At 70.4% G+C, this 22,809-nt stretch carries 25 protein-coding genes and 2 pseudogenes; 6 read left to right on the forward strand and 21 right to left on the reverse strand.

The genetic code is table 11. The annotated features are described in order from the left end of the window. Positions 1-387: 387 nt before the first annotated feature. The 12 genes from JIX56_RS20925 to JIX56_RS20980 form a co-directional block, all read right to left on the reverse strand. Positions 388-1,962, reverse strand: a complete 1,575-nt coding sequence (locus JIX56_RS20925) for a kynureninase (protein WP_257542733.1) — start codon at positions 1,960-1,962, stop codon at positions 388-390. Then, positions 1,955-2,800 (reverse strand): tryptophan 2,3-dioxygenase family protein, encoded by an 846-nt coding sequence (locus JIX56_RS20930; protein ID WP_257542734.1) that lies wholly within the window; start codon positions 2,798-2,800, stop codon positions 1,955-1,957. The genes JIX56_RS20925 and JIX56_RS20930 overlap by 8 nt, the downstream gene beginning before the upstream one ends. A 196-nt stretch (positions 2,801-2,996) precedes the next feature. Further along, entirely contained in the window at positions 2,997-3,410 is a 414-nt protein-coding gene (locus JIX56_RS20935; RefSeq protein WP_257542735.1) for a DUF3151 domain-containing protein, read from the reverse strand. A gap of 344 nt (positions 3,411-3,754) precedes the next feature. Further along, complete coding sequence (locus JIX56_RS20940) at positions 3,755-5,242, reverse strand: MFS transporter (RefSeq protein ID WP_257542736.1); 1,488 nt, start codon at positions 5,240-5,242, stop codon at positions 3,755-3,757. 166 nt (positions 5,243-5,408) lie between these two features. Further along, on the reverse strand, positions 5,409-6,431 hold the full coding sequence (gene fbaA / locus JIX56_RS20945; protein WP_257542737.1) for a class II fructose-bisphosphate aldolase: 1,023 nt from the start codon (positions 6,429-6,431) through the stop codon (positions 5,409-5,411). A 171-nt stretch (positions 6,432-6,602) separates the two neighbouring features. Beyond that, positions 6,603-7,157, reverse strand: a complete 555-nt coding sequence (pyrE, locus tag JIX56_RS20950) for an orotate phosphoribosyltransferase (protein ID WP_257542738.1) — start codon at positions 7,155-7,157, stop codon at positions 6,603-6,605. Positions 7,158-7,189: 32 nt separating this feature from the next. Next, positions 7,190-7,993, reverse strand: coding sequence for an aldose epimerase family protein (locus tag JIX56_RS20955; protein ID WP_257542739.1), 804 nt, complete (start codon positions 7,991-7,993; stop codon positions 7,190-7,192). An 83-nt stretch (positions 7,994-8,076) separates the two neighbouring features. Then, entirely contained in the window at positions 8,077-8,949 is an 873-nt protein-coding gene (locus JIX56_RS20960; RefSeq protein ID WP_257542740.1) for an SRPBCC family protein, read from the reverse strand. A gap of 108 nt (positions 8,950-9,057) precedes the next feature. Then, positions 9,058-10,692 (reverse strand): polyamine aminopropyltransferase, encoded by a 1,635-nt coding sequence (locus tag JIX56_RS20965; RefSeq protein ID WP_257542741.1) that lies wholly within the window; start codon positions 10,690-10,692, stop codon positions 9,058-9,060. 328 nt (positions 10,693-11,020) lie between these two features. Next, entirely contained in the window at positions 11,021-11,542 is a 522-nt protein-coding gene (locus JIX56_RS20970) for a DUF2617 family protein (protein WP_257542742.1), read from the reverse strand. Positions 11,543-12,123: 581 nt separating this feature from the next. Then, positions 12,124-12,519, reverse strand: a complete 396-nt coding sequence (locus JIX56_RS20975; RefSeq protein ID WP_257542743.1) for a hypothetical protein — start codon at positions 12,517-12,519, stop codon at positions 12,124-12,126. Positions 12,520-12,788: 269 nt separating this feature from the next. Beyond that, positions 12,789-13,013, reverse strand: a complete 225-nt coding sequence (locus JIX56_RS20980) for a hypothetical protein (RefSeq protein WP_257542744.1) — start codon at positions 13,011-13,013, stop codon at positions 12,789-12,791. A 110-nt stretch (positions 13,014-13,123) separates the two neighbouring features. Between JIX56_RS20980 and JIX56_RS20985 the strand changes: the two genes are divergently transcribed. Further along, positions 13,124-14,341, forward strand: coding sequence for a pyridoxal phosphate-dependent aminotransferase (locus tag JIX56_RS20985; protein ID WP_257542745.1), 1,218 nt, complete (start codon positions 13,124-13,126; stop codon positions 14,339-14,341). A gap of 126 nt (positions 14,342-14,467) precedes the next feature. Here JIX56_RS20985 and JIX56_RS20990 read toward each other — a convergent pair whose 3' ends face one another. From JIX56_RS20990 to JIX56_RS21000, 3 genes are read right to left on the reverse strand one after another with little or no spacing between them, the layout of a single operon-like run. Beyond that, entirely contained in the window at positions 14,468-15,070 is a 603-nt protein-coding gene (locus JIX56_RS20990) for a hypothetical protein (protein ID WP_257542746.1), read from the reverse strand. Positions 15,071-15,111: 41 nt separating this feature from the next. Then, positions 15,112-15,963: a helix-turn-helix domain-containing protein gene (locus tag JIX56_RS20995; protein WP_257542747.1), complete on the reverse strand. Its 852-nt coding sequence runs from the start codon at positions 15,961-15,963 to the stop codon at positions 15,112-15,114. 16 nt (positions 15,964-15,979) lie between these two features. Further along, entirely contained in the window at positions 15,980-16,738 is a 759-nt protein-coding gene (locus JIX56_RS21000) for a DUF6879 family protein (protein WP_257542748.1), read from the reverse strand. Between the two features lie 173 nt (positions 16,739-16,911). On the opposite strand from JIX56_RS21000, the gene JIX56_RS21005 reads away from it, so the two are divergent. The 4 genes from JIX56_RS21005 (at position 16,912) to JIX56_RS21020 (ending at position 18,655) form a co-directional block, all read left to right on the forward strand. Next, positions 16,912-17,115 (forward strand): hypothetical protein, encoded by a 204-nt coding sequence (locus tag JIX56_RS21005; RefSeq protein WP_257542749.1) that lies wholly within the window; start codon positions 16,912-16,914, stop codon positions 17,113-17,115. Next, positions 17,115-17,330: a hypothetical protein gene (locus tag JIX56_RS21010; protein WP_257542750.1), complete on the forward strand. Its 216-nt coding sequence runs from the start codon at positions 17,115-17,117 to the stop codon at positions 17,328-17,330. Before JIX56_RS21005 ends, JIX56_RS21010 begins: the two co-directional genes overlap by 1 nt. A 98-nt stretch (positions 17,331-17,428) precedes the next feature. Beyond that, a complete protein-coding gene (locus JIX56_RS21015; protein WP_257542751.1) occupies positions 17,429-17,929 on the forward strand; it encodes a hypothetical protein in 501 nt (166 codons plus the stop codon). A 69-nt stretch (positions 17,930-17,998) separates the two neighbouring features. After that, complete coding sequence (locus JIX56_RS21020; RefSeq protein ID WP_257542752.1) at positions 17,999-18,655, forward strand: class I SAM-dependent methyltransferase; 657 nt, start codon at positions 17,999-18,001, stop codon at positions 18,653-18,655. A gap of 40 nt (positions 18,656-18,695) precedes the next feature. Here the strand turns inward: JIX56_RS21020 and JIX56_RS21025 are convergent, their stop codons facing one another. The 5 genes and pseudogenes from JIX56_RS21025 to JIX56_RS48070 form a co-directional block, all read right to left on the reverse strand. Further along, the gene (locus tag JIX56_RS21025) at positions 18,696-19,082 is read right to left on the reverse strand and encodes a toxin-antitoxin system, toxin component, PIN family protein (protein ID WP_257542753.1); all 387 of its coding nucleotides are present in this window, start codon (positions 19,080-19,082) and stop codon (positions 18,696-18,698) included. Then, positions 19,072-19,728 (reverse strand): DUF433 domain-containing protein, encoded by a 657-nt coding sequence (locus JIX56_RS21030; protein WP_257542754.1) that lies wholly within the window; start codon positions 19,726-19,728, stop codon positions 19,072-19,074. Before JIX56_RS21030 ends, JIX56_RS21025 begins: the two co-directional genes overlap by 11 nt. 86 nt (positions 19,729-19,814) lie before the next feature. Further along, complete coding sequence (locus tag JIX56_RS21035) at positions 19,815-20,750, reverse strand: hypothetical protein (RefSeq protein WP_257542755.1); 936 nt, start codon at positions 20,748-20,750, stop codon at positions 19,815-19,817. Positions 20,751-21,032: 282 nt separating this feature from the next. Next, positions 21,033-21,254 carry a DUF397 domain-containing protein gene (locus tag JIX56_RS48065; RefSeq protein WP_443031848.1) on the reverse strand — a complete coding sequence of 74 codons (222 nt, stop codon included), beginning with the start codon at positions 21,252-21,254 and terminating at the stop codon, positions 21,033-21,035. A gap of 70 nt (positions 21,255-21,324) precedes the next feature. Continuing rightward, positions 21,325-21,660 (reverse strand): annotated as a pseudogene (locus JIX56_RS48070) (Scr1 family TA system antitoxin-like transcriptional regulator); the annotation flags it as partial. Positions 21,661-21,824: 164 nt separating this feature from the next. Here JIX56_RS48070 and JIX56_RS21050 point away from each other — a divergent pair. Next, a pseudogene (locus JIX56_RS21050) lies at positions 21,825-21,920 on the forward strand (aminotransferase class I/II-fold pyridoxal phosphate-dependent enzyme); the annotation flags it as partial. Between the two features lie 244 nt (positions 21,921-22,164). Here the strand turns inward: JIX56_RS21050 and JIX56_RS21055 are convergent. Continuing rightward, positions 22,165-22,692 carry a YbjN domain-containing protein gene (locus tag JIX56_RS21055; protein ID WP_257542757.1) on the reverse strand — a complete coding sequence of 176 codons (528 nt, stop codon included), beginning with the start codon at positions 22,690-22,692 and terminating at the stop codon, positions 22,165-22,167. Positions 22,693-22,809 lie beyond the last annotated feature (117 nt).

A 22,809-nucleotide genomic window follows, 5' to 3' on the forward strand; every position in this document is an offset into this window, starting at 1 on the left:
CAGGCCGGTGACGTGCGTCTACACGGGGATGTGACGCTGGGTCAGGGTGGGCGGGGAGGGGGGTTCTGGTGCGGGGTGGAGCGGGGTCAAGTGGGGCGGTGGGGGTGGAAGCGAGGCCGGTGCTGGGGCTGGGCGGGGGTGGGTTTCGCTCACCGGCGCTTGCCGGGTGCCGCTGCGCCCACCCGTGCCGCCCCTAGCGGCACGACTGCCCGCAGCTGGGACAGCTGGGACAGCTGGGGGGCACGGCCCCTGCGGCACGGCTGCCCTCAGCGACCCCAAGCTGCCCCGGGCACCGCTACCCCAGCGACCCCCCAAGCTGCCCCGGCAGCACCACCCCAGCGACCCCAAGCTCCCCCGGCACCACCACCCCCGCTCCCCCGGGCGCCGTTACCCCGGTGACCCCAACGTCTCTCCCAGTACCCATGCCGCATGCTCTACGTCCGTGAAGCTGACGTAGAGGGGGGTGAAGCCGAAGCGGAGGACGTCGGGGTGGCGGAAGTCGCCTATGACGCCCTGGTGGATGAGGCGTTTCATGACGTCGCCGGCGTCGTCGCAGCGGAGGGCGATCTGGCTGCCGCGTTCCGCGTGGGCGGTCGGGGTGAGGGACTCGACGCGGCCTTCGGGGACGTACGCCGATACGCAGCGCAGGAAGAAGTCCGTGAGGGCGAGGGACTTGGCGCGGACCGACTCGATCGTCACGCCGATTCCGGTTCCGGTTCCGCTTCCCGTTCCGGTCCCGCTTCCGGTCCTGGTTCCGGTCCCGCTTCCGGTCCCGGTCCTGGTTCCGGTCCCAGTCCTGCTTCCGGTTCCCGCCGTCGTCGCGGTGTCGGCTCCCGGTCCTTCGGTCGGCCCTCCGCTCCCCCCGTACCAGACGTCAAGTGCCGCCTCCAGAGCGAGCATTGACAGGATGTCAGGTGTGCCTACGCGGCCTCGTGGTGCGCCCGTGGCGGGCTCGTAGGACGGGTGCATGGCGAAGGGTTGGGCGTGGGAGGTCCAGCCGGGGAGGGGGGAGTCGAAGTGGGGCTGGAGGTCGTGGCGGACGTAGAGGTAGGCCGGGGAGCCGGGGCCTCCGTTGAGGTATTTGTAGGTGCAGCCGACGGCCAGGTCGACGCCGTGTTCGTCGAGGCCGACGGGGAGGGCACCCGCGCTGTGACAGAGGTCCCAGACGATGTGGGCGCCCGCCCGGTGGGCCGCCGCGGTCAGGCCGGGCAGGTCGTGGAGGCGGCCGGTGCGGTAGTCGACGTGGTTGAGGAGTACGGCGGCCGTACGGTCGCTGAGGGCGGCCGGCACCTCCGCGGGGGTCACCGGGCGCAGCGTGCGGCCCGTCATACGGGCCGCGGACTCGGCGATGTAGCCGTCCGTGGGGAACGTCGTCGCGTCGACCAGGATCTCGTCGCGGCGGCCGTCACCCGCCGGGTCCGCCATGCGTACCGCCGCCACAAGTGCCTTGAACACGTTGACACTTGTGGAGTCGCCGACCACGATCTGGCCGGGCGCCGCGCCCACCAGCGGAGCGATACGGTCGCCGATCCGCTCGGGCGCGGTCCACCAGCCGCTCTCGTCCCAGGAACGGATGCGCAGCTCGCCCCACTCGCGGTACACGACATCCGCGAGCCGGCCGGGGACCGAGACCGGCAGTGCGCCCAGGGAGTTGCCGTCGAGGTACACGGCGTCGTCGAGGACGAAGCGGGTGCGCAGTCCGGCCAGTTCGTCGGCCGCGTCCAACTGCCTTGCCTCAAGGGCAAGTTCGCGGCCCTTCGGTTCACGGACGTTCAGTTCTCGGCCATTCGGTTCACGGCCGCTCGATTCGCGGTCGTTCGGTTCACGGCCGCTCGATTCGCGGTCGTTCGATTCGCGGTCGTTCGATTCGCGGTCGTTCGGTTCGCGGTCGTTCGGTTCGCGGTCGTTCGGTTCGCGGCCGTTCAGTTCGCGGTCATTTCGTTCGGCATCGAGTTCAGACATGGGAGCGCGCCGTCCACAGCTCGGGGAAGACGTTCTTGCGGGCACGCTTCTCCAGCCAGGCCACGCCGGCGGAGCCGCCCGTGCCGGCCTTGGCGCCCATCGCGCGGCGGGTGGCGACGAGGTGGTCGTTGCGCCAGCGCCAGACGAGTTCGGCGACGTCGGTCAGCGCCTCGCCGAGGCGGGCGAGGTCGTGGTCCGGGTCGCCGGAGTACACCTCGGTCCACGCCTCCTCGACCTCGGGGGACGGCTCGTAGCGCTGGGAGACGTCACGGCGTACGACGGACTCGGGGATCGCGTGGCCGCGGCGGGCCAGGAGCCGTAGTACCTCGTCGTAGAGGCTCGGCTCGTGCAGCGCCTTCTCCAGTTCGGCGTGGACGCGCGGGGCGCCCCGGTGCGGTACGAGCATGGAGGCGGACTTCTCGCCGAGCAGGAACTCCATACGGCGGTACATCGCCGACTGGAAGCCGGAGCCCTCGCCGAGGGCGGCGCGGTAGGAGTTGAACTGGGCGGGGGTGAGCTGGCCGAGGGGCTTCCAGGAGGCGTTCAGGGCCTCCAGCTCGCGTACGGAACGCTTCAGCGCGTCCCTCGCCGTCGGTACGTCGTCGCCCCGGATCGCGGTGGTCGCGGTCTCCCACTCGTGGACGATGACGGTGAACCACAGCTCCATGACCTGGGTCGTCACCAGGAAGACCATTTCTCCGGGGTCCTCGGAGAGGGGGTGCTGGAGGTGGGTGAGGACGTCCGCCTGCACGTAGTCCTCGTACGGGGTCGTGCCCTGGAAGTCGAGATGCGGAGTCTCGGGCTCCGAAGCCTCGTGGGGCTGAGCCGGATGGGACATCGCTGTCTCCTGCTGTGTACTCCGGGTAGCGGTCCGCCCCTGCCGATTCCGACACGGGGGCCCCGGTCCCCACCGGCATATTCAGGGATCCGACCCGAGACCGCAAGGTCCGCCTGGTCACACCAGGCGGACCTGCATGTACGCGCGCTCCCTCCGGATCACCGGGGGTGGTCCGGGACGGTCCGGGCGCGCCGGGTCAGCTGAGCGTCTGCGCCGCCGTCGGGGAGGAGTCCTTCAGGAACTGGGAGCAGCGCTCGTACTCCTCCTGCTCGCCGATCGAGCCCGCGGCGCGGGCGAGGGCGTGCAGGGCGCGCAGGAAGCCGCGGTTCGGCTCGTGCTCCCAGGGGACGGGGCCGTGGCCCTTCCAGCCGTTGCGGCGCAGGGCGTCGAGGCCGCGGTGGTAGCCCGTACGGGCGTAGGCGTACGACTCCACGACGCTGCCGCGCTCGTAGGCGTCGTCGGCGAGTTGGGCCCAGGCGAGGGAGGAGGTGGGGTACTTGGCGGCGACGTCGGAGGGGGGTGTGCCGTTGGCGAGGAGTTCGCGGGGTTCCGGGTCGTCGGGGAGGTGGGTCGGGGGTGGGCCGCCGAGGAGGTTTTCGTGAATCGTCATGGGTTCCAGTCTGGCGTATGTGGGGGGTCGGGTTCGGGGGGTGGGGGTGGGATTCGCCTCGGGGTGGCGGGTGGGATTCGCCTCGGGGTGGCGGGTGGGGTTTTGTCGCCCCCGCCGCCCCTACCCGTCCCATCCCCAGGGGCTGCGCCCCTTCGACCCCCCTGGCGCCTGAGAGCTCGTGGGGTGGGGTTCGTGGGCGGGTGCGGGTTGTGGGTGGTTGCTCGCGCAGTTCCCCGCGCCCCTAAAAGCCTGCGCAGTTCCCCCCGCCCCTAAAAGCCTGCGCAGTTCCCCCCGCCCTTGAAAGCTCGCGCAGTTCCCCGCGTCCCTAAACGCCCCCGGCTCTGCTAAGGGTGTCGCCGCTCTTTGCTCTCGGGGTCTCCCGGCTTCGTGGCTTCCAGGGGTGGGGCCGTTACGCAGCCGTGGGTGCGGCATTCGGGGTGGTGGCAGTCGGGGGCGGGGCGGCGGACGGTTGCGTAGGAGAGGGCGGAAGCGGCCAGGAGGGCGGCCGCGCAGGCGAGCATGGCGGTGTTGAAGGCCTGGTCGAACTGGGTGGGTGAGCGGTATGCCTCGGGGCCCATGCCGGCGATCAGGGGGAGCGCGGCTACGGCGATGAGGCCGGCCGCCCGGGCGGCGGCGTTGTTGATGCCGCTGGCCAGACCGGCGTGGTCGGTGGGGACGGAGGCCAGGACGGTGGCGGTCAGGGGGGCCACGAGCGTGACCATGCCCAGGCCCATGACCAGGAGGGCGGGGAGGACGTCCGTCGTGTACGAGGCGTCGGGGCCCACGCGGAGCATCAGCAGGACGCCCGCCGCGCACAGCAGGGGGCCGACGGTGAGGGGGATGCGAGGGCCGATGCGTTCGCCGAGGGCGCCCGCGCGGGCGGAGAGGAGCAGCATCAGCACGGTGATGGGGAGCAGCGCCGTGCCGGCGCCCAGGGCCGAGTAGCCGGAGACGACCTGGAGCTGGAGGGCGGCGAGGAAGAAGAAGCCGCCGAAGGCCGCGTACACGAACAGGGTGACGATGTTGACCGCCGTGAACTGGCGGGACGCGAAGATCTCCGGGGGCATCATCGGGTCGGGGCGGTGGCGTTCGACGTGGACGAAGGCCACGGCCGTCGCCACACCGGCCAGTGCGGTGAGTACGACCGCCACCGAGCCCGCGTCGGCCTCGATCAGCGCGTACGTGATGAAGGCCAGGGACGCGGCGCCGAGCACGGCGCCCAGGATGTCGAAGCCTCGGTCGTGGCTGCGGCCGTCCGCCGACTCCGGTACGTGGCGGGCGGCGATGGGGACGCAGAGGAGGGCCAGGGGGACGTTCAGGAAGAACACCCAGCGCCAGCCGGGGCCGTCGACCAGCCAGCCGCCGACGAACGGGCCGACGGCCGCGCCCATGCCGCCGAAGCCGGACCACAGGCCCACCGCCTTCGCCCTGTCGTCGGGGTGGAACGACGCCTGGATGAGGGCGAGGGAGCCCGGGGTGAGGAGTGCGCCGCCCACGCCCTGGAGGGCTCGGGCGGCGATCAGTACTTCGCCGTTCGGGGCGATGCCGCAGAGGAGTGAGGCCGCGGCGAACCAGACCACGCCGACCACGAACACCTTGCGGCGGCCGAAGCGGTCGCCCAACGCGCCGCCGAGGAGGATCAGGCCGGCGAGGGTGAGCATGTACGCGTTCACGGTCCACTGGAGGGCCGCGAGGTCGGCGTCCAGGTCGAGGCCGATGCGGGGGAGGGCGACGTTGACGACCGTCGAGTCCAGCAAGGCCATGCTGGAGCCGAGCACCGTGGTCAGGAGGATCCATTTGCCCTGGGCGGAGGCCAGGCGTACTTCGGCCATGGTGGGAATCATCCCGTGCTGGGGGCGATTGGGCCAGGGGTGCGGGTGCGGCGGATGAGCGGAATTGCCCGGAGCTGTGGGGCTGGCGCGACGCCCCGAAGCACGGCTGCCCGCAGCCCCTCAGGAGGCTGCGGGCAGTTACGGCGGCGAGGCCGCCCCGTACCGCTTACTTGATCTTCGTGCCCGCCGAGCGCAGGTTGCCGCAGGCCTCGAGCACGCGGGCGGCCATCGACGCCTCCGCGAGCTTGCCCCAGGTGCGGGGGTCGTAGGTCTTCTTGGAGCCGACCTCGCCGTCGACCTTCAGGACGCCGTCGTAGTTCTTGAACATGTGGTCGGCGACCGGACGCGTGAAGGCGTACTGGGTGTCGGTGTCGATGTTCATCTTGACGACGCCGTTCTCCAGGGCGGTGCGGATCTCCTCCTCGGTGGAGCCGGAGCCGCCGTGGAAGACGAAGTCGAAGGGGGACGCCTTGCCGAAGCGGGCGGCGACGCCCTCGTTCAGCTCCTTGAGGAGGTCGGGGCGCAGGACGACGTTGCCCGGCTTGTAGACGCCGTGGACGTTGCCGAAGGACGCGGCCAGCAGGTAGCGGCCCTTCTCGCCCAGGCCCAGCGCCTCGGCCGTACGGACCGCGTCGTCGACCGTCGTGTAGAGGGAGTCGTTGATCTCGTGGGAGACGCCGTCCTCCTCGCCACCGGTCGGGGTGATCTCGACCTCGAGGATGATCTTCGCGGCGGCGGCGCGGCCGAGGAGCTCCTGGGCGATGGAGAGGTTGTCGGCGAGGGTCTCGGCCGAGCCGTCCCACATGTGGGACTGGAAGAGAGGGTTCTCGCCGCGCGCGACGCGCTCCTCCGACACCGCCAGCAGCGGACGTACGTAGCCGTCCAGCTTGTCCTTCGGACAGTGGTCCGTGTGCAGGGCGACCGTGACGGGGTACTTCTCGGCCACGATGTGCGCGAACTCGGCCAGGGCGACGGAACCCGTCACCATGTCCTTGCTGTACTGGCCGCCCAGGAACTCGGCACCGCCGGTCGAGATCTGGACGATGCCGTCGCTCTCCGCCTCCGCGAAGCCACGCAGGGCGGCGTGCAGCGTCTGGGTCGAGGTCACGTTGATGGCCGGGTAGGCGAACTTGCCTGCCTTCGCCCGGTCGAGCATCTCGTTGTAGACCTCGGGGGTTGCGATGGGCATGGTCCGCTCCTTGTATGTGCGGGTGGCGTTGTGCTTACGAGCCCTGACCTAGGGTTGCGACGTCATCGTCGGCCCCATCTTTCCAGACATGACCGGATGCTCCATGCCTGGACCTCACCTGCGTGTACCTCAGCCGAGGCGGCCTGGACCTCAGCCGAGGCTGCCCAAACCTCAGTCGAGTCCCAGTTCGTCCTTCGAGAACGCGAACCGGTACGGGACACCGGCGCCCTGCTCGATCTTCTCGGCGGCGCCGGTCGCCCGGTCGACGATCGTGGCGACGGCGACGACCTCCGCGCCGGCCTCACGCACGGCCTCGACGGCGGTCAGCGGGGAGCCGCCGGTGGTGGAGGTGTCCTCGACGACGAGGACCCGGCGGCCCGCGATGTCCGGCCCCTCGACCCGGCGCTGCATACCGTGCGCCTTGGCCGCCTTGCGGACGACGAACGCGTCGAGCCGCCTGCCGCGCGCGGCGGCCGCGTGCAGCATCGCGCCGGCCACGGGGTCGGCGCCCATCGTGAGACCGCCGACCGCGTCGAAGTCGAGGTCGGCGGTCAGGTCGAGCAGCACCTGCCCGACCAGCGGGGCGGCCTCGCCGTCGAGGGTGACGCGGCGCAGGTCGACGTAGTAGTCCGCCTCCAGACCCGACGACAGGGTCACCTTGCCGTGCACCACGGCCTTGTCCTTGATCTGCTGCAGCAGCGAGCCGCGTACGTCCACGTCAGTCATGGCAGCCAGCTTAAGGGGGCCCTTATGTCCGCTTACAGCCGCCGCCAGGTCCACGTGGTCGTGGCTTCCAGGGGGTCGATGGGAGTGACCAGACGGGGGTGGGTGTTGAGGCCGTTGGGCGGGCCGGTCTGCGGTTCGACGCACACGGCCTCCGCCTGTTCGTCGTAGACCACGACCCACTCCTCGCGGGAGGTGACCTTCAGCTCCAGCCGGCCCGGCCAGATGAGGGTGACGTCGACGCCGCCGGGCATGCCGAAGCAGTCGTCCCAGGGGCCGGGCTTCGGGTCGAGACGGCTGCCGGTGGGCAGGTGGTCCGCGCCGCGCTCCTCCTGCCAGGCGGGCGCGAAGTCGATCCGTACGTCTCCCCCGTCCTCCACGCCGCCCGCCAGGTTCCGGTTGAACCAGGGGTGCCAGCCGATCTGGGCCGGGAAGGAGGAGTCGTGCGCCTCCACGGACATGGCGAGGGTGAGGGCGTCCGGGGTGAGCGTCACCACCTGGGTGACGCGGCCGGGGTAGGGCCAGGGGTCGACGAGGTCGTACGTGAGGACGGCCTCGGTGTCGCCGAGGCGCGCCACCCGCCACGGTCCCTCGCGGGTCGTGCCGTGGATGGCGTGGGGCGGGGCGTTGAGGGGCATCTGCTGTACGGTGCCGCCGCTGAGGAAACGGCCGTCGCGGACCCGGCCGCACCACGGCACCATCGGGAAGCTGCCGAACCGCTCTCCCTGCCGCAGCAGTTCGACCCCACCGACCCGCAGGCCCGCCACCCGCCCGCCGTTGCCCGGCGCCAGCACCGCCTCCGCGTCACCCGCGGCCAACGTGATCTCTTCGCTACTCACGCCTCGACCCTACTGGGCCCACGCGCCTGGGGAGTTCAGCGGTGGCAGGGGCAGTGGGTGGAGTTGCGACAGCGACAGCGACATCAACGGCGTTTGCGCAGGGCGCGGCTCACGATGATGGCGGAGGCGACGACGAGGGCCGCCGCCGGGGCCGCCCAGCGGAGGGTGGCGCTCGCGGAGACGGTTTCGGGGGCCGGGACCGGGGCGTACCGGCCGCGTGGCGGGGCGTGGTCGACCTCCTCCGCACTGCGGCCGATCATCGTCCGCCGCGCATGCGCGGCCTCGGCCGGCGGCTCACCCCCGGCGACGAAGTCGTCCTCACCGAAGGGGTCCGGCGCCGGCGGCGGCACTTCGGCCTCGAAGGCGTCAGTGGCTTCAGAAACCTCAGAAACCTCGGAGGCCTCGGGGGCATCGGGGGCATCGGGGGTTTCAGTGGCGCCTGCGGGTTCGGCCGCGCCTGTGGGTTCGGCCGTTTCAGCCGTTTCAGCCGTTTCGGGTTCAGGAGCCGGCTCCGGCTCCGGCCCGTCCTCCCGCTCGGCCTCAGCCCCCAGGTTCTCCGCGAACCTCCCCAGCAGTCGCGTCATCGCCGACGCCACCGACTCGGGCGGGAGTTCACTCACGCGGCCGTCGGCGGTGGCCGTGCCGGCGAAGGCGAGGGTGGTGCCCTCGGCGGCCGGGACGAGGCGGAGGGTGAGGGTGAGTTCGGCGGAGCCGGTGCCTCGGGCCTCGGTGGCGTCGCCCTCGATGGCGTAGGAGCCGTCGGACCGGGCGGTGACGCGGAGGGTGCCGCGGTAGGTGATCGTGTGGCCGGCGATACGTACCTTCAGGCGTCCGGCGACGGGTGTGGTGCCCGCGTCCTGCTGGAGCCCGGGGACCGCTCGGGCCACCCGCTCGGGGTCGGACAGCGCCTCCCGGAGGCGGCCGACGGGAACCGGAACGAACACCTCATGCTCCATGGAAGCCGAGCCTACCCAGGAGGGACCGCACCGCACCTGTACCTACGCGTTATTGCTCGTGTTCCGCCCCATGCGTGCCACGGACGGCCACACCCGGGCGCATGGGGCTCAGTCGGCGTACCTCGGATGGACCAGCGTCGACGGTGGCAGGCCGTCCATACGGTCGTCGGGGTGGAGTCGCGCGGCCCCGGTGCCGAGGTCCGGCGGCGGGCGTCGGCCGGCGGCGGGCTGGGTCGCCAGGACGAAGCCCCAGTCGTGGGGGGTGCGGGAGGTGTGGGCCGTGCGGTCGGGGCCGGTGACGAAGCCGGCGACGCGGTAGGGCGTGGTGTGCAGGCCCGTGGCGCGGACGGTCGCGTCGACCGTCCAGAAGACGTGGCGGCGGGACGACACCGGGCCCGCGTGCACGACCATGCGGCCGTCGTGGGCCAGGACCTCGAGTGCCAGTCCGTAGAACTCCTGCGAGTAGAGCTTGGTGCTCGCCGTGATGCCGGGGTCGGGGAGGTCCGAGATCACGACGTCGTACGTCCCCGTCCGGCGGGCGTCGCGCAGCCAGGCGAAGGAGTCCTGCGTGAAGACGCGGACGCGGTCGTCGTCGTGGACGTGGCCGTTGAGGGAGGCGAGGGCCGGGTCCGTGCGCGCCAGCCGGACCACGCCCGGGTCGAGTTCGACGATGTCGACCCGGCGTACGTCCGCGTGGCGGAGCACTTCGCGGGCGGCGAGGCCGTCGCCGCCGCCCAGGACGAGGACGCGGGTGTGGGGGCCGGCGCTCATGGCGGGGTGGACGAGGGCGTGGTGGTAGCGGTGTTCGTCGCGGCCGCTGATGCGCAGGCGGCCGTCGAGGAAGAGGGAGAGCGGGCGGCCGTCCGTGCCGCCGGTGAGGACGACCTCCTGGATGCCCGTCTGCGTGGCGACCCGTACGTCGTGGCCGTAGACCGCGCGCCGGGCGGCACGTTCGAAGTCGTCGACGTGTACGGCGGCGGTGGCGAGGAGGCCGAGGACGGCGAGGTTGGTGACCACCAGGAGCCAGCGGGCGCGGCGGCTGAGGTCGTGGCGGAACAGGCCCAGGACGAGGGCGCCGCCGACGAGGGCGTTGACCGTGCCGGTGAGGAGGGCGCCGGTCAGCTGGCCGAGCCAGGGGAGGAGCAGGAAGGGGAAGGCCAGGCCGCCGACCAGCGCGCCCACGTAGTCCGCCGCGAACAGGTCGGCGACCGCGCCGCCCGCGTCCTGGCGGCGGATGCGCTGGATCAGCTCCATAAGGAGCGGGACCTCGGCGCCGATGAGCAGGCCGATGGCGAGGGAGAAGGCGACGAGGAGGTGGCGCGAGCCGCTCGCCCACATGCCGCCCCAGTCGCCGGTCCAGGCGAACGCCGCGTACAGCGCGAGGGCGCTGCAGCCGCCGACCAGGGCGAGGGCGGCTTCGATCGCGCCGAAGCCGAGGGCCGCGCGGGGGCGGAGGCGTTTGGCGGCGAGGGAGCCGATGCCCATGGCGAAGACCATGACGGAGAGCACGACCGAGGCCTGGGTGACGGAGTCGCCGATCAAGTACGAGGCGAGCGCGACGAGTTCGAGTTCGTACACGAGTCCGCAGGCCGCGCAGACGAAGACGCCGGCGAGGACGAGGAAGCGGCCGACGCCGGGGCGGACCGGGAGCCATGCGTGGGGGCCGGCCGGGCCTCCATGACCGCCCTGGCCGCGCCAGGGAGGAGGGGCGCCAGGGGGTGCGGGGGCGTGCGGCTCGATCACGCCTGGCACGCTACCGTCAGGGTCACGTTCCGCTGGGTCACCCACACGGGTGGTCTGCGACGCTACACCGGGCGCCTAATAGCTCGGGAGTTCGGGTTGTTTCGCGGGTGCGGGTGGGTCGTGGTTGCTCGCGCAGTTCCCCGCGCCCCTGAAAAGCAGGGGCTGCGCCCCTGGCTTTTCGGCCCCGAGCGCCGTTGTCTTCCAGGCCCGCAGGGCCTGGTCTTTCAGGGGCGCGGGGAACTGCGCGAGAAGCCCCACCGGACCCGCACCCGGCCACTCACCACAGCCACCCCACCCCTCGCCCCACCCACCACAGCGCACCCTTCGCTCACAGCGTCGCCGGCACCCGGACCCCCACTCTCGTTCTCGTGGCCACCAGTTGGCCGTCCTGCGGATACGCGTGCCACGTACGCCAGTGCACTTGGCCCTCGTATCGCTGCGCGAGCATCGCCGTGAAGGCGTGGGGGCTGCCGGGGAAGACGCCTGCGAGGCCGTGGGGATGGTCGGAGACGAGCGCCAGCAGCTCCTGGGCGCGGCCGGCGAAGGAACCCGGTGAGAGGACCTCGACCCGGGCCGCGAATTCGTACTCCCAGTCGTCCACGCGTTTGGCGACGCCGAGCGGGAGGGGCGTGCTGGACCCCGGGATGCATGCGACCGTCTCCGAACAGTGGCTGCCCCGCTCCTCCTCCAGGAGCACCTGATGGGACGCGCCGAGCAGTCTCAACTGCAGCTTTGCGCCGGTGAGTTCGAGGTCGAGCATGGCGAGCGCGGGCAGCGGTTCGCGGCCCAGGGCCCAGGCGAGGTCGGCCGCGCGCGTGTCGGTGTAGGCGGTTTTCAGGGTCGTGAGCATGGGTCGGCTCCGCAGAGACGCAAAGAGAGGAGGAGTGGGTCCGGCGCGCCCCGGTCGGCACCGGGGGATGTGGCCCGGTCAGCCAGGTCGGGCGAGGACGATGTCCCGGTCGGTCCGGTCGAGCCAGATCAGGCCTGCCGGGAGGGACGTCCCGGGGCTGCGTTGGCGATTTATAGGGAATCATGAACTGTGGCGCCACCACAGCGTTTTTACCCAACTTGACGTGCTTTCCATCCCCCCGAGGGCTGCCCAGCTCAACTGTTCAACCCGGCGTACGCCCCGTCCGCCGAAGTGCTCCCCGCACGCCCACCGGACCGGGCGCGCGAATCCCGGGGAGCGCCCACCGGACAACCGAGCCCACCCGGCGTACTCAGGCGTACACAGGAGTCACACCCGTGCGCCGCCCACATGGGTCACCAGCCGTGGACATCCGGGCGTCTGCCCGGAGAAGGCGGCCGTACACACGGGCCGTACACACGGGCCGTACACACGGGCCGTACACACGGGCCGTACACACGCGAGCGCCTGCCGGGACGTTCGTCCCGGCAGGCGCTCGTGTCGTGAAGCTCAGCTGCCCCGTGTCAGCTGCCTCCACCGCATCCGCCCCCGCCTCCACCGCAGGAGGAACCGCCGCCGCAGGACGAGCCGCTGCTGCTGCCGCAGGACGAGCCGCCTCCCCCGGACGACGAACCCCGGTCGTCGTTCGACGAGGAGTCGGACGAGGAGTCGGACGAACCGCTGTCGCCGACGCCGACGCCGGCGGCGCCCACCACCCACCAGCTGTTGTCGCTGTTGCTCGAGGCGTTGTTGGTGCTGCTGCCGCTGCCGTAGGCGCTGCCGCCGCGGCCGGACGACCGACGGCTTCGTGCCGCCGCCCGCGCCGCGTTCGCCCTGCTGCGGTTGACGGCGGCCACCACGCCCACCGTCACGAGAAAGACCACCGCCAGGATGATGCCGATCACCGCGATCGCGTTCATGGCGTCACCCTCCCCTCTGTTTCCCGAGTCCCCCGAAGCGGCCCCCCGTGGGCGCCTCGCTCACTTGCGTGTGGCGGGGATGCCCCCGCTGTCTTTCGTTCAAAGCCGAGTTGAGCAAGTCCAGAGCTTCGCGTGCGAATCCAGACCTTTGTCGTGATCAGACCTTTGTCGTGATCAGAGCTTTGTCGTGCGATCCAGAGCTTCGTCGTGCGAGTCCGGTGCCGCGATGCGCTCTCGGCGTCTCGCGGTCCTCTCTCCGCGTCTCGCGGTCAGCTGCCGCCGCCGCAGCCGCCCCCTCCGCCGCCGCAGGAGGAACCGCCGCCACACGACGAGCTGCCCCCGCACGACGACCCGCCGCTCCCGCCGGACGACCCGCCGCCCGCCCACCAGCTGCCCGAGCGGCGCCGGCGCCGGCGGGAGCCGCCCAGCGTCGACAGCAGAGCGAACACCACGATCGCGCCCAAGAAGATGTAGAAGACCTCCATCTCGGCCACCTGCCTTTCGTTCCCCTTGCAGACCCCCCGTGGGCCGTGCGTGACGTGGGGATGCCCTCCCGTCCGCTCACTCAAAGCCGAGTTGAGGAAGTCCAGAGGTTCGGCGCAGGATGACGGCCATGACCTCCAGCGCAAGCCCCGCCCCCACCCCTCGCCCTCCGCTCAACCGGCGGCTCGCCGAGTTCGGGACGACGATCTTCGCCGAGATGTCGGCGCTCGCCCTGAGCACCGGGTCGATCAACCTGGGCCAGGGTTTCCCGGACACCGACGGCCCCGAGGAGATCCGCGAGGCCGCCGTACGGGCGCTGCGCGACGGGCGCGGCAACCAGTACCCGCCGGGGCCGGGCGTCCCCGAGCTGCGCACCGCGATCGCCGCGCATCAGGAGAAGCGGTACGGGCTGACGTACGACCCGGACACGGAGGTGCTGGTCACGGCGGGCGCCACGGAGGCCATCGCGGCCGCCTTGCTGGGGCTGCTCGAACCCGGCGACGAGGTGGTCGCCCTGGAGCCGTACTACGACTCGTACGCGGCCTGCATCGCGATGGCGGGCGGGACGCGCGTACCGGTGACGCTGCGCCCGCACTCCGACGGGCACGCGAGCTTCCGGCTGGACCTCGACGAGCTGCGGGACGCCGTCACCGACCGGACGCGGCTGCTGCTGATCAACACCCCGCACAACCCGACCGGCACGGTCCTCACCCGTGCGGAGCTGACGGCGATCGCCGAGCTGGCCGTCGAGCGGGACCTGCTGGTGGTGACGGACGAGGTGTACGAGCACCTCGTCTTCGACGACGCCGAGCACATTCCCCTGGCGACCTTCCCCGGGATGCGGGAGCGGACGGTCACCGTCGGTTCTGCGGGCAAGACGTTCTCCTTCACGGGGTGGAAGGTGGGCTGGGCGACGGCCCCGCCCGCGCTCGTCTCGGCCGTGCGCTCGGCGAAGCAGTACCTGACGTACGTGGCGTCCGGGCCGTTCCAGTACGCCGTCGCCGAGGCGCTCGCGCTGCCGGACAGCTACTTCGAGGCGTTCCGCGCGGACCTGCTGGCCAAGCGGGACCTGCTGGCTACGGGGCTGGCGGACGCCGGGTTCGAGGTGTTCCGGACGGCGGGTACGTACTTCATCACCACCGACATCCGGCCTCTCGGCGAGAGGGACGGCTTCGCCTTCTGCCGCGCGCTGCCCGAGCGGGCCGGTGTCGTCGCCATCCCGAACGCCGTGTTCTACGACCACCGCGAGGCCGGAGCGCCCTTCGTACGGTTCGCGTTCTGCAAGCGTACCGACGTCCTCACCGAGGCCGCCAACCGCCTGCGACGCCTGACGTCCTGAACCCCGGCTCACTCTTGGAGGGCCCCTCCACCGCGAGGGAAACCCGTGTCGCCGGGCCGGGCGAAGCTCCGTGTCAACAGTGATCCACTACTGCGTTGAGCGGGGCGGGCGAACCTTTCTCGCCGATCACTCGGCCTTGGGCGACCTCAACCAGGTCTCGAAGTCGCTCAGGACCTCGCCCATGGCGCCGAGGGACATGGGCGACGACTCGTACTGCGCCGAGAGGTTGACCTCGTAGAGCTTGTAGGCGGGTTCGGTCGCGCGCGCCGCCGCACATGCGGCGGCCAGCATTCGGACCGCACGCTCCCGGTCGCCGGCTTCCACCGCCTCCACGAGGTCGGGCCACAGCGGGTCGCCGATGTGGTCGACGAGCTCCTCGACATGGGCTGCCGCCCGTCGGGCACGGTCCTTGATCGCCTCCCGTTCGGCCTCGGCGCGGTGGTCGGCCCGGTGGGAGTCCCGTTCGTCGGAGTCCGCCCAGGCATGGTCGCCCCAGATCTCCTCCCAGCGCCGGTCCGCCCGGGCCAGGTCTGCCTTGAAGTCCCGGTCCAGGTCCTCCTGTGTGAGGCGAGGATGCTCCCCGGCGTCGCCGTTCTCGAACGCTGACAACGGCAGAGTGAGGTCGGGCACGGGTTCGTCGTCGCGCAGCGCGGTGAGCAGCAGTACGGCGTCGATCGCGGGAAGGACCTCCTCCACGTCCACCAGCCCGCGCAACACGCTCGGGCGCACTCACACCGTCGAGCGCAAGATCCTCGGACATGGGCTTGGCGTCAAGGTGAGTGCAACGCTCGTCGTGCGGCGCTGATGAGGTTGTGCGCTTCAGCGCCGTACACGGCGGACTCCCGGAGTGTCTTCCAGGTGCGGAGATAGGTGTCCACGCTGGCCTCGTCGTCGATCCACAACTCCGCGTGCCAGTTCTCGACGATCACTTGGCGGTCGTCGTAGATCCAGAAGGCGGTGGCTGGGGGAATCTTGAGCGAGGCAGACAGTGGGATGATCCCCAGCTCTACGGTGTCCAGTCCGACGGCTCCTGCGAGTCGGTCAAGCTGGGCCGCGAGCACCGAAGGCGGGCAGACCAAGGCATGCAGGGCGGCTTCCCACATGATGAGGTGGAAACGCTTCGATGAGTCGTACAGCGTCTCTTGCCGCTTCATGCGGGACCGGACTGCCTCCTCGGTGTCGCGTGGCGATCCCTGCAGCTCCGAGTACCTCGTGAAGATCGACCGGGCGTAGTCCGGCGTCTGGAGAATACCGAAGATCATGGCGGGCTCCCAGCCACGGAACACGGAGGCGTCGGCATGAGCGCTCAGGTGTGTGTCCTGGACTGGCTTGTGCCCGGCCGCCAGTTGTCGCCGCCAGGAACGGATATGGGACTCGAAGCCCCGGAGGCGGGCCAGCAACTCGTCGTACACCTCGGACTGGCCGGTTGCCTCCGCCCATTTGCGTAGGTCCTCGGGTGTCGGAGTCTGCCTGCCGTTCTCCAGCCTGCTGACCTTGGACTTGTTCCACCCGTACAGCGTGGCGAGTTCCGTGCCGGTGAGCCGACGTCCAGGGGCGGAGAGCCGGAGTTCGCGTAGGCGCGCCCCGAGGGCTTCTCGTGCCTGCTGATAGTCCGTGCTCACCGGTACGCACCTGCTCTCAGTCCTTCTTCGCGGTCAGCTGCGCCGCGAACTGTTCGTACGGGACGGCGTGATGCATCGCCGCGTCCCGTGCCATGGCGTACCGCAGGACCGCCGCAGGCTCCGTGATCAGTTCGACGTTGACCAAGTGGTCGGCGTCGTCGAAATTGAGCAGCGCGACCAGCCGGGAGTCGAAGATCCAGAAGTCTTCGTCGGGCAGGCCGAGCCGGTGGGCGTCCACACGCCGGAGATTGCGGATCTTCTCTCCGACACCACTGTTGCGGCGTGCGTTGTCGAGAAGATAGAGCTGGCCGGCCGTCGGCGGATCGTCGACCGTGCGGACCCGTTCGAACCTCTTACCGAGCCCGGTCTGCTCGCGGCGCTCGGCACACCACTCGGCGTCGACGCCCTCCCAGTTGACGGGCTCGCCACGGTTGAACTGCGCATACGTGTCCGTGAGCTCGTCGGACGCGTACCGGCGGCGGCTCTCCAGACGCCACGCCGTGTGCTCGAACTGCGTGAAGAGTCGGTCGAACTCGTCCAGCCCGATGATGTTCGGCACGCGTGTGAACTCCTTGGGTGCGAAGTCGACGAGCACTTCCCGTGGCACCACGATGGGCACCTCCCCCTCGCTCAGGTGCCTGAGCTGGGCGACATCGTGCGGGTCGGTGAGGGCCGGGCCGTGCACGATGACCTCGCCCGTGTCGAGGTCTTCGTGAATGGACGGGCACCCGTTGACGCCGCTGCCCGTGCCGTTGAAACGCAGTCGTCGGGCCATGATCACGTCCTTCTCCTGGGGGACTGACCTCCCAAGCCTCCCTGAGGTCAGGCTCTTCCGGTGGGGGTTCCGTCGACCCATATCAGCAACGTTGCGCAACTTCGCCATACAGTCAAGCAACTTCGCGCAACTTCCATCGCGGCCATCAACTCCACCTCTCTAGCGTCCTGTTCATGGCTACGACGGAACTGCGGGACGTCGACCCGCACGCGGCAATGGAGTCATTGAGGGCGGCGCTCGCCGAGGCCGGGATCGTCTTCCCCTCCCTCGGCGTCGACCTCGCGAACCCCGACCTGAAACTCGTCGAGCTGGGGCGCGTCCGCGCCGACGTCGCTGAACGACTGACGGAAACACTTCGGCGAGGGGGCCGTGAGTAATGGCGACGCGGGAAGGGAACGGCGCCCTGGTCATCGACATGAAGACGGACAAGATCGGCTACGTGATGGGGCGAGCCGGCCCCCACGTCCAGCTCAGACCCCCCGGCGGCGGGCGTGAGTGGGACGCGGACCCCGATGCCATCCGGCAGGCCACGGATACCGAAGTACTGCGCGCCCGTGTGACCGAGATGAACCGGGCGGAGCGCCTCGGATGACCGCGCCCGTCTCCAATACCCACTCCTCCGAAGGACCACGAACCTCCGCTGGGGCGAGTTACCAGCACGGCACGCCACCTCCGAGAAAGGGAACGTTCATGACCGTCATGCTCGACAACCCCGCCCACACCCGCACCAGGGAACCGAAGGAGCTGCTCAACGCCGTCCAGCCGCACATCAGGCACCTGACCGTCAATGTCCTCGACAGCGGCATGAACCTGTGGGAGCGCGAGGTCGCCCTGTTGCTGCGCGATCACACGATGGTCCGCGACATGGCCGAACGCGTCCTGAGCAACGCCGTCATGTACACCATCGGTTGCATGGAGCACCCGGAGGTCCACCTCGGGGTCGGCAAGCTCGTCGACATCGGTGTCCACCAGCTCATCCTCGACACGCCGGTGTGGTGGGCTCTGTGCCATGCGTACAACGAGGGCCGGTACAAGCACCACGCCCCGTTCATCGAGCGTCGCCGTGACGGCCTGTGCCTGCGCACGGCGGACTTCCTGAAATCCATCGGCTTCGACATCGACGAAGAGCTGTGGGCCATCGACGGCACGGACTGCTCGCCGTGCGACAACAAGGTCCCCGACAGCCATTGAACGGCCCTACCCTGGCCCCTGCCCTCGGTCCCCTGAGGCAGGGGCCGTCCCTTGCGAAGAGGAATCGTCTTGCCTGCACATCACAACATCGCCGCCGAGACGGAGCTGTGGGACACCTTCGCCGCGTCCGCCTTCAAGGACGACGCAGAGCCTGGGTTCTCCTGGACCCAGTACGCCGGTCACGGCCCCGGCCCCGAACTGCTCGGCGACCCACGCTGCGTTCTGGAAATCGGCTGCGGCACCGGCCGCGCTCTCGCCTACCTGGCTCAGCGTGGCATCGCTGCTCGGGGCGTTGACCTGTCTCCGGTCATGGTCAAGAAGACCACCACGAAGTGGGCCAGTACCGGCGCGGAGTTCGTGTGCTCCGAGGTTCTGCGGTACCTGAGCGAGGAAGAGGCGGCGTACGACGCCGTCTACTCGATCTTCGGAGCCGCCTGGTTCACCGACCCGAGCCGCCTCTTCCCGCTCGTCCGCCAGCGGCTCAGGCCCGGGGGCGTCTTCGTCTTCTCGCAGCCGCCGGCCATCCCGGGCGCCTACGGGCCGCAGGGCATGTACAAGGGGGGCTTCGCGGGCAAGGCGATGTTCACCTACCGCTACAGCTACCGCCCGGCCGTGTGGGAGCGCCTGCTCACCCGGGCCGGGTTCCTCACGGCCGACGCCCGGATACTTGATGCCCCGCACCCTGGCCACATCGGTACGCTCCTCGTTCGCGCGGTGGCACCGTGACCGACGGTGTACCTGTGGCCGGCCTTCCTTCGCCGGCCCCTCACGGCCAGGTGCGTTCGATGCGATCGTGCCGCACGGCGTAGGCCGCCGGACCGCCCTTCTCGACCGCCCGGTGGATCGCGTCCTGGTGCATGGCGAGCCGACCGATCATCTCGGCGCTTCGAAGCTGCTGGTTGTCCAGATAGAACAGCACAGCCTCGCGTTCCAGGACCGGTCGGATCTCCAGGTCCCGGGTCTTGATCCGCCCGTCCTTCGACAGCGGAACCCAGAAGCGGTCGAGACCGTGCGTGATCCACTCCTCGTCCGGGATGTCCTGGCCGTCGTCCGGGAAGACGTCCCCGATGCGGTGAACCGTCCACCCGCAGGCTCTCAGTCCCTCCGCCACACGGCGCCCGAGATTCCGGTCGAGGAAGAACTCAGGCGACAAGGTGCACTACTGCCTGGCAGAGCGCGTCCACCTGCTCAGGCGTCATGTCGTAGTCGTACGCGATGTCCTCGACAGTCTCCCCGGCCTCCCACAGGTCGGTGATGGCCTGGACCGTGACGCGGTTCGCGGCCACGACAGGGAGTCCGTGGCCGAACCTCGGGTCGATCACGACGGGGACGGAGTCCGGGTACTGCCTCAGCCGCAGGCTGGAGGGGAAGTCGTCGCCCGGCTCCCAGGTGAGGTAGCGGAGATAGTCGGAGACCACTTCGTGGATGGGGACCTGGCCGTCGCGGGCTCTGCGGAGATCCCCCCAGCCGTGCTCGATGAAGATGTCCACCCCGTCCGTGGCGATTCTCTTGGAGACGAGGCCGTAGGGAGTGTCGAGGGCGTCCCGTACGGCGGCGGCCGCCTCCCTGATCTCGCTCATGCGGAGCCCCAGGGAACGCAGGGAACGCAGGGCGTGTGCCTCGGCCACCGCGATGAACGGCACCGAAGGCTGCCCTTTCCGCACCGGCTCCACCTGGTGGACCAGTGGTGCTCCGGCGGCTTTGCCCTTCAGCCACGAGGTGAGGGTCGACTGGGGAATCTGAAGGTAGGAGGCTGTTTCCGTGGGCGTCAGAAGCCCGTCCGTGAACCTGTTGACCATGCCCCCACCTCCTCTTGGCGTCAGCGTTCGCATCGTGCCACATCAAGCCTCCCACCTGCGGGTGGACCGCACACCCAGCCACCGGCTCAGCCGGTCGCGGGGAGTTGGTCCCGGGACCGGCAGTCCCGGCAGTGGCCGTGTCCCGCGGAGCGGAAGCCACGGTCGCAGCCGTCGCAGTTCCGCATGATCAGGACCGCCGGGCGTTCTGGGGTCTCGGGGCTTCCGGTCGCCGGTGCGGTCAGCGGAGTCTCACTGAGCCGGTAGGCGAGGATGCCGACCGGGCGGACGAGTAGGTCTGCCGGGAGTCGTGCGGTGAGGTGGTCGGTGATCTGGATGGGCAGCAGGCCTGCCCCGAGCCACCGGGAGACGGCCGGGGCGAGGCGGGCGGCTTCCCGCTCGGACAGGACTAGACGGGGGTCGACCCGGCGGAGGCCGGCGAGTACAGCGATGGCTCGGGGGTCGGCGTCGGCGTCGGCGAGCGAGACCGGGGCCTCGGTCTCAGCCTGCGCTTCCGGCTCCGCTGCCTCCGCCGTCTTCTCTCCCGCCTGTACGGGTGCCTCCACCGTGTCCCGCACGGCCCCGGACACGGGCGCTGACGCGGCGGCGGTCTGCTTCCGGAGGCGACGAGGCTTGGGGGGTCTGGGAGGCCCGTCCGGGTCCGGGTCTGGTTCGACGCCGGGTACGTCGTAGAAGTACGTCCGGGTACGGACCTGCCCGGTGGGCGTCCGTTCGCGGCGGCGTTCCAGGTACCCGGCCGCTTCCAGATCCCTCAGCGCTCGCGAGATGAGGATCTCACCCTCGTCGAAGTGCTCGCACAGGGCGGTGATGCTCACGCACGTGCCCGTGGGCAGGGATGAGATGTACGCCGCGACACCGACCGTGACCGCGCTGCCGCGCCGCTGCGCGAGGGCGTTGGAAATCACCGTGAAGTCGGCCGTGAGGCGGGTGCGTACGTGGATCACACCGGAGGTCGGAGCTCCGGCGTCGGCGCGCAGGGGCGCGTTAGACTGCGGGTCAGCCATCGGGAAGCTTGCTTCTTCCTGATCGGTCAGGCCCTCGTTCGGGATTGCCGTCCCGGCCGGGGGCCGTATCAGTTTGCGGTTGTCGCGGCGAACGTAACCGCCCGCATCCTGCGCCTGCAAGCCGGTCACTCGGACGGGTGACGCGGGCTTCGCGGCCGGGGAGGGTGGGTGGGCGGGTAGTTCTTTCCCCCGGTTCTTTGGGGAGGTCAGTGGCCCGCCGGACCCTCGTGGACAAGGGCCCGGTGAGCCCGGCAGACGGACGGCGGCCGGGGCCCGGCCGCCTCAGGGGCGGTTGTGGTGCCCGGCCTGCAACTCGCCTATGAAGGCGGCCCAGGAGGCGGCTTCGAAGCACAGCGCCGGGCCGTGCGGGATCTTGCTGTCACGGACCGGGACGACGGCCCGGAAACCGTCGGCCACCTCCACGCAGTCGTCCCCCGCCTGATTGCTGTAGCTGCTCCTGCGCCAGCCGACGCCGTTGAGATCGGGACGGGAGATTCGCTCCACGGTAGTTGCCCTCCATCGTGGACCGGATCATGTCGAGTGACATGATCGGGGGCAGGGCTGCCGCACGAGCCGTGACCCGTTCGTCCAACTGCTCTTCACCGTCCAACAGAGCATCAAGACTGAGAACGGCACGCGCGTAGTCCTCCGTCTGCAATAGACCCGGCACCACATGAGCCGCGTACTGCCGGATGGCCACCGCCCGCTCCGAGTTCTCCATGAACTTCCGCGACCAGTCCGGTAACGCCTCCCGGTACACGTACGGCCACAACTCGACCAGCAGGTCGTCGGCGCCGAGTACCGCGTCCAGAGCACGTGCCAGCTCCAGTGTCGGCTTACACACCCCGGGCGGAGGCCGCACCGATATCACTCTCATCCCGGGCGGCGCCTCCGTCTGGAGCCTGGGCATCGTCGAGCACGCTCAGATCGTGCGCCGCCTCGGCGGTCACCTGGACGGCATCCCGCTCACCATCTTCCGGGACCCGGCGAGGTTCTCCAGCGCCGAGGCATGCGTGCCGGACCTGCGGCCCGCGTACGTCTGCTTCGACCGCGAGAACGTTCGGACCGTGCGGCCACCGCGAGGCCGGAGCGCCCTTCGTCCGGTTCGCGTTCTGCAAGCGTACGGAGGTGCTGGAGGAGGCGGCGAAGCGGCTGAAGGCGGCGTTCTAGCCGCCTGGGAAGAGGTCCGGGCGGGCCCGACGTTTTCCACAGGCTGTGGAAAAGGTGCGGCGGTGGTGGCGCGCGCGGACGGCGAAAAGCCCGGCCGTGGTGCGCCGCCGTGCCGGTCGGCGCCCTGGCCGGGCTCTCGTACGTTCTGCGGGTTCCCTGTCGTCGTGACCGGACCCCCTTGCAGCCGCCGGGGTGACGGCTATGCAGCCGCCGGGGTGACGGCTGCGGAACAGCTCCTGGGCGACTACTCGTCGTCCTCGGGCTTCTCGGCCTCGTCCACGTCCTCGGCCAGGCCGAGCTGCTCGACGAGCCACTTGTCGAACTCGATGGCGGCCCGCACCCAGCTGACCGTCGACGAGACGAAGTGCTCCAGGCTGACGCCGGTGCCGATCAGCAGCTGGGCCTCGCCGATGAGACGGACCGTGCCGTCGTCATGGGTGTGGCTGTAGACCTTGGGCCACAGGGTGCGGCGGTTCCAGTCGTCGATGCTCTCCAGCAGGGCCGGCTTCTCGTCGATCTGGTGCGGGCGGTCGTAGAACGTGCGCACCGAGAAGACCTGCTGGTCACCCTCGCCACGGAACATGAAGTACGTACGGAATTCCTCCCACGGCGCCGCGAGGTCACCCTCGTCGTCGACGACGTACTTCAGCTCCATCTGGTCCAGGAGCTGCTTGACGAGGTCCTGATCCGGGACGACGGGGCCCGCCGGCCCTTGGGGCTGCGGCTCGGGCTGGCCCCCGAAGTTCGGAATCGAGGACGGGTCGATGGACATACGTTGGATACTCCTGCGGTCGTCTGGCTCGTCCGGCCGTCCGCTGAGAGCTGAGACCAGACGTACAGACTCCACCCTCTCTCTCTTCACCCTCGCCCGGCAACCGCCACCGCCGAT

The organism is Streptomyces sp. CA-210063 (assembly GCF_024612015.1).
Lineage (GTDB): Bacteria > Actinomycetota > Actinomycetes > Streptomycetales > Streptomycetaceae > Streptomyces.

What these genes read in the sequence shown, in the direction of transcription:
- JIX56_RS20970 (WP_257542742.1), bottom strand. Translation starts at nt 11,542, where the DNA reads ATGCTCACGACCCTGAAAACCGCCTACACCGACACGCGCGCGGCCGAC.
- fbaA (WP_257542737.1), bottom strand. Translation starts at nt 6,431, where the DNA reads ATGCCCATCGCAACCCCCGAGGTCTACAACGAGATGCTCGACCGGGCG.
- pyrE (WP_257542738.1), bottom strand. Translation starts at nt 7,157, where the DNA reads ATGACTGACGTGGACGTACGCGGCTCGCTGCTGCAGCAGATCAAGGAC.
- JIX56_RS21005 (WP_257542749.1), top strand. Translation starts at nt 16,912, where the DNA reads ATGGCTACGACGGAACTGCGGGACGTCGACCCGCACGCGGCAATGGAG.
- JIX56_RS21035 (WP_257542755.1), bottom strand. Translation starts at nt 20,750, where the DNA reads ATGGCTGACCCGCAGTCTAACGCGCCCCTGCGCGCCGACGCCGGAGCT.
- JIX56_RS20935 (WP_257542735.1), bottom strand. Translation starts at nt 3,410, where the DNA reads ATGACGATTCACGAAAACCTCCTCGGCGGCCCACCCCCGACCCACCTC.
- JIX56_RS20975 (WP_257542743.1), bottom strand. Translation starts at nt 12,519, where the DNA reads ATGAACGCGATCGCGGTGATCGGCATCATCCTGGCGGTGGTCTTTCTC.
- JIX56_RS20985 (WP_257542745.1), top strand. Translation starts at nt 13,124, where the DNA reads ATGACGGCCATGACCTCCAGCGCAAGCCCCGCCCCCACCCCTCGCCCT.
- JIX56_RS21015 (WP_257542751.1), top strand. Translation starts at nt 17,429, where the DNA reads ATGACCGTCATGCTCGACAACCCCGCCCACACCCGCACCAGGGAACCG.
- JIX56_RS20930 (WP_257542734.1), bottom strand. Translation starts at nt 2,800, where the DNA reads ATGTCCCATCCGGCTCAGCCCCACGAGGCTTCGGAGCCCGAGACTCCG.
- JIX56_RS21030 (WP_257542754.1), bottom strand. Translation starts at nt 19,728, where the DNA reads ATGGTCAACAGGTTCACGGACGGGCTTCTGACGCCCACGGAAACAGCC.
- JIX56_RS20925 (WP_257542733.1), bottom strand. Translation starts at nt 1,962, where the DNA reads ATGTCTGAACTCGATGCCGAACGAAATGACCGCGAACTGAACGGCCGC.
- JIX56_RS20960 (WP_257542740.1), bottom strand. Translation starts at nt 8,949, where the DNA reads ATGGAGCATGAGGTGTTCGTTCCGGTTCCCGTCGGCCGCCTCCGGGAG.
- JIX56_RS20940 (WP_257542736.1), bottom strand. Translation starts at nt 5,242, where the DNA reads ATGGCCGAAGTACGCCTGGCCTCCGCCCAGGGCAAATGGATCCTCCTG.
- JIX56_RS21000 (WP_257542748.1), bottom strand. Translation starts at nt 16,738, where the DNA reads ATGGCCCGACGACTGCGTTTCAACGGCACGGGCAGCGGCGTCAACGGG.
- JIX56_RS21055 (WP_257542757.1), bottom strand. Translation starts at nt 22,692, where the DNA reads ATGTCCATCGACCCGTCCTCGATTCCGAACTTCGGGGGCCAGCCCGAG.
- JIX56_RS21010 (WP_257542750.1), top strand. Translation starts at nt 17,115, where the DNA reads ATGGCGACGCGGGAAGGGAACGGCGCCCTGGTCATCGACATGAAGACG.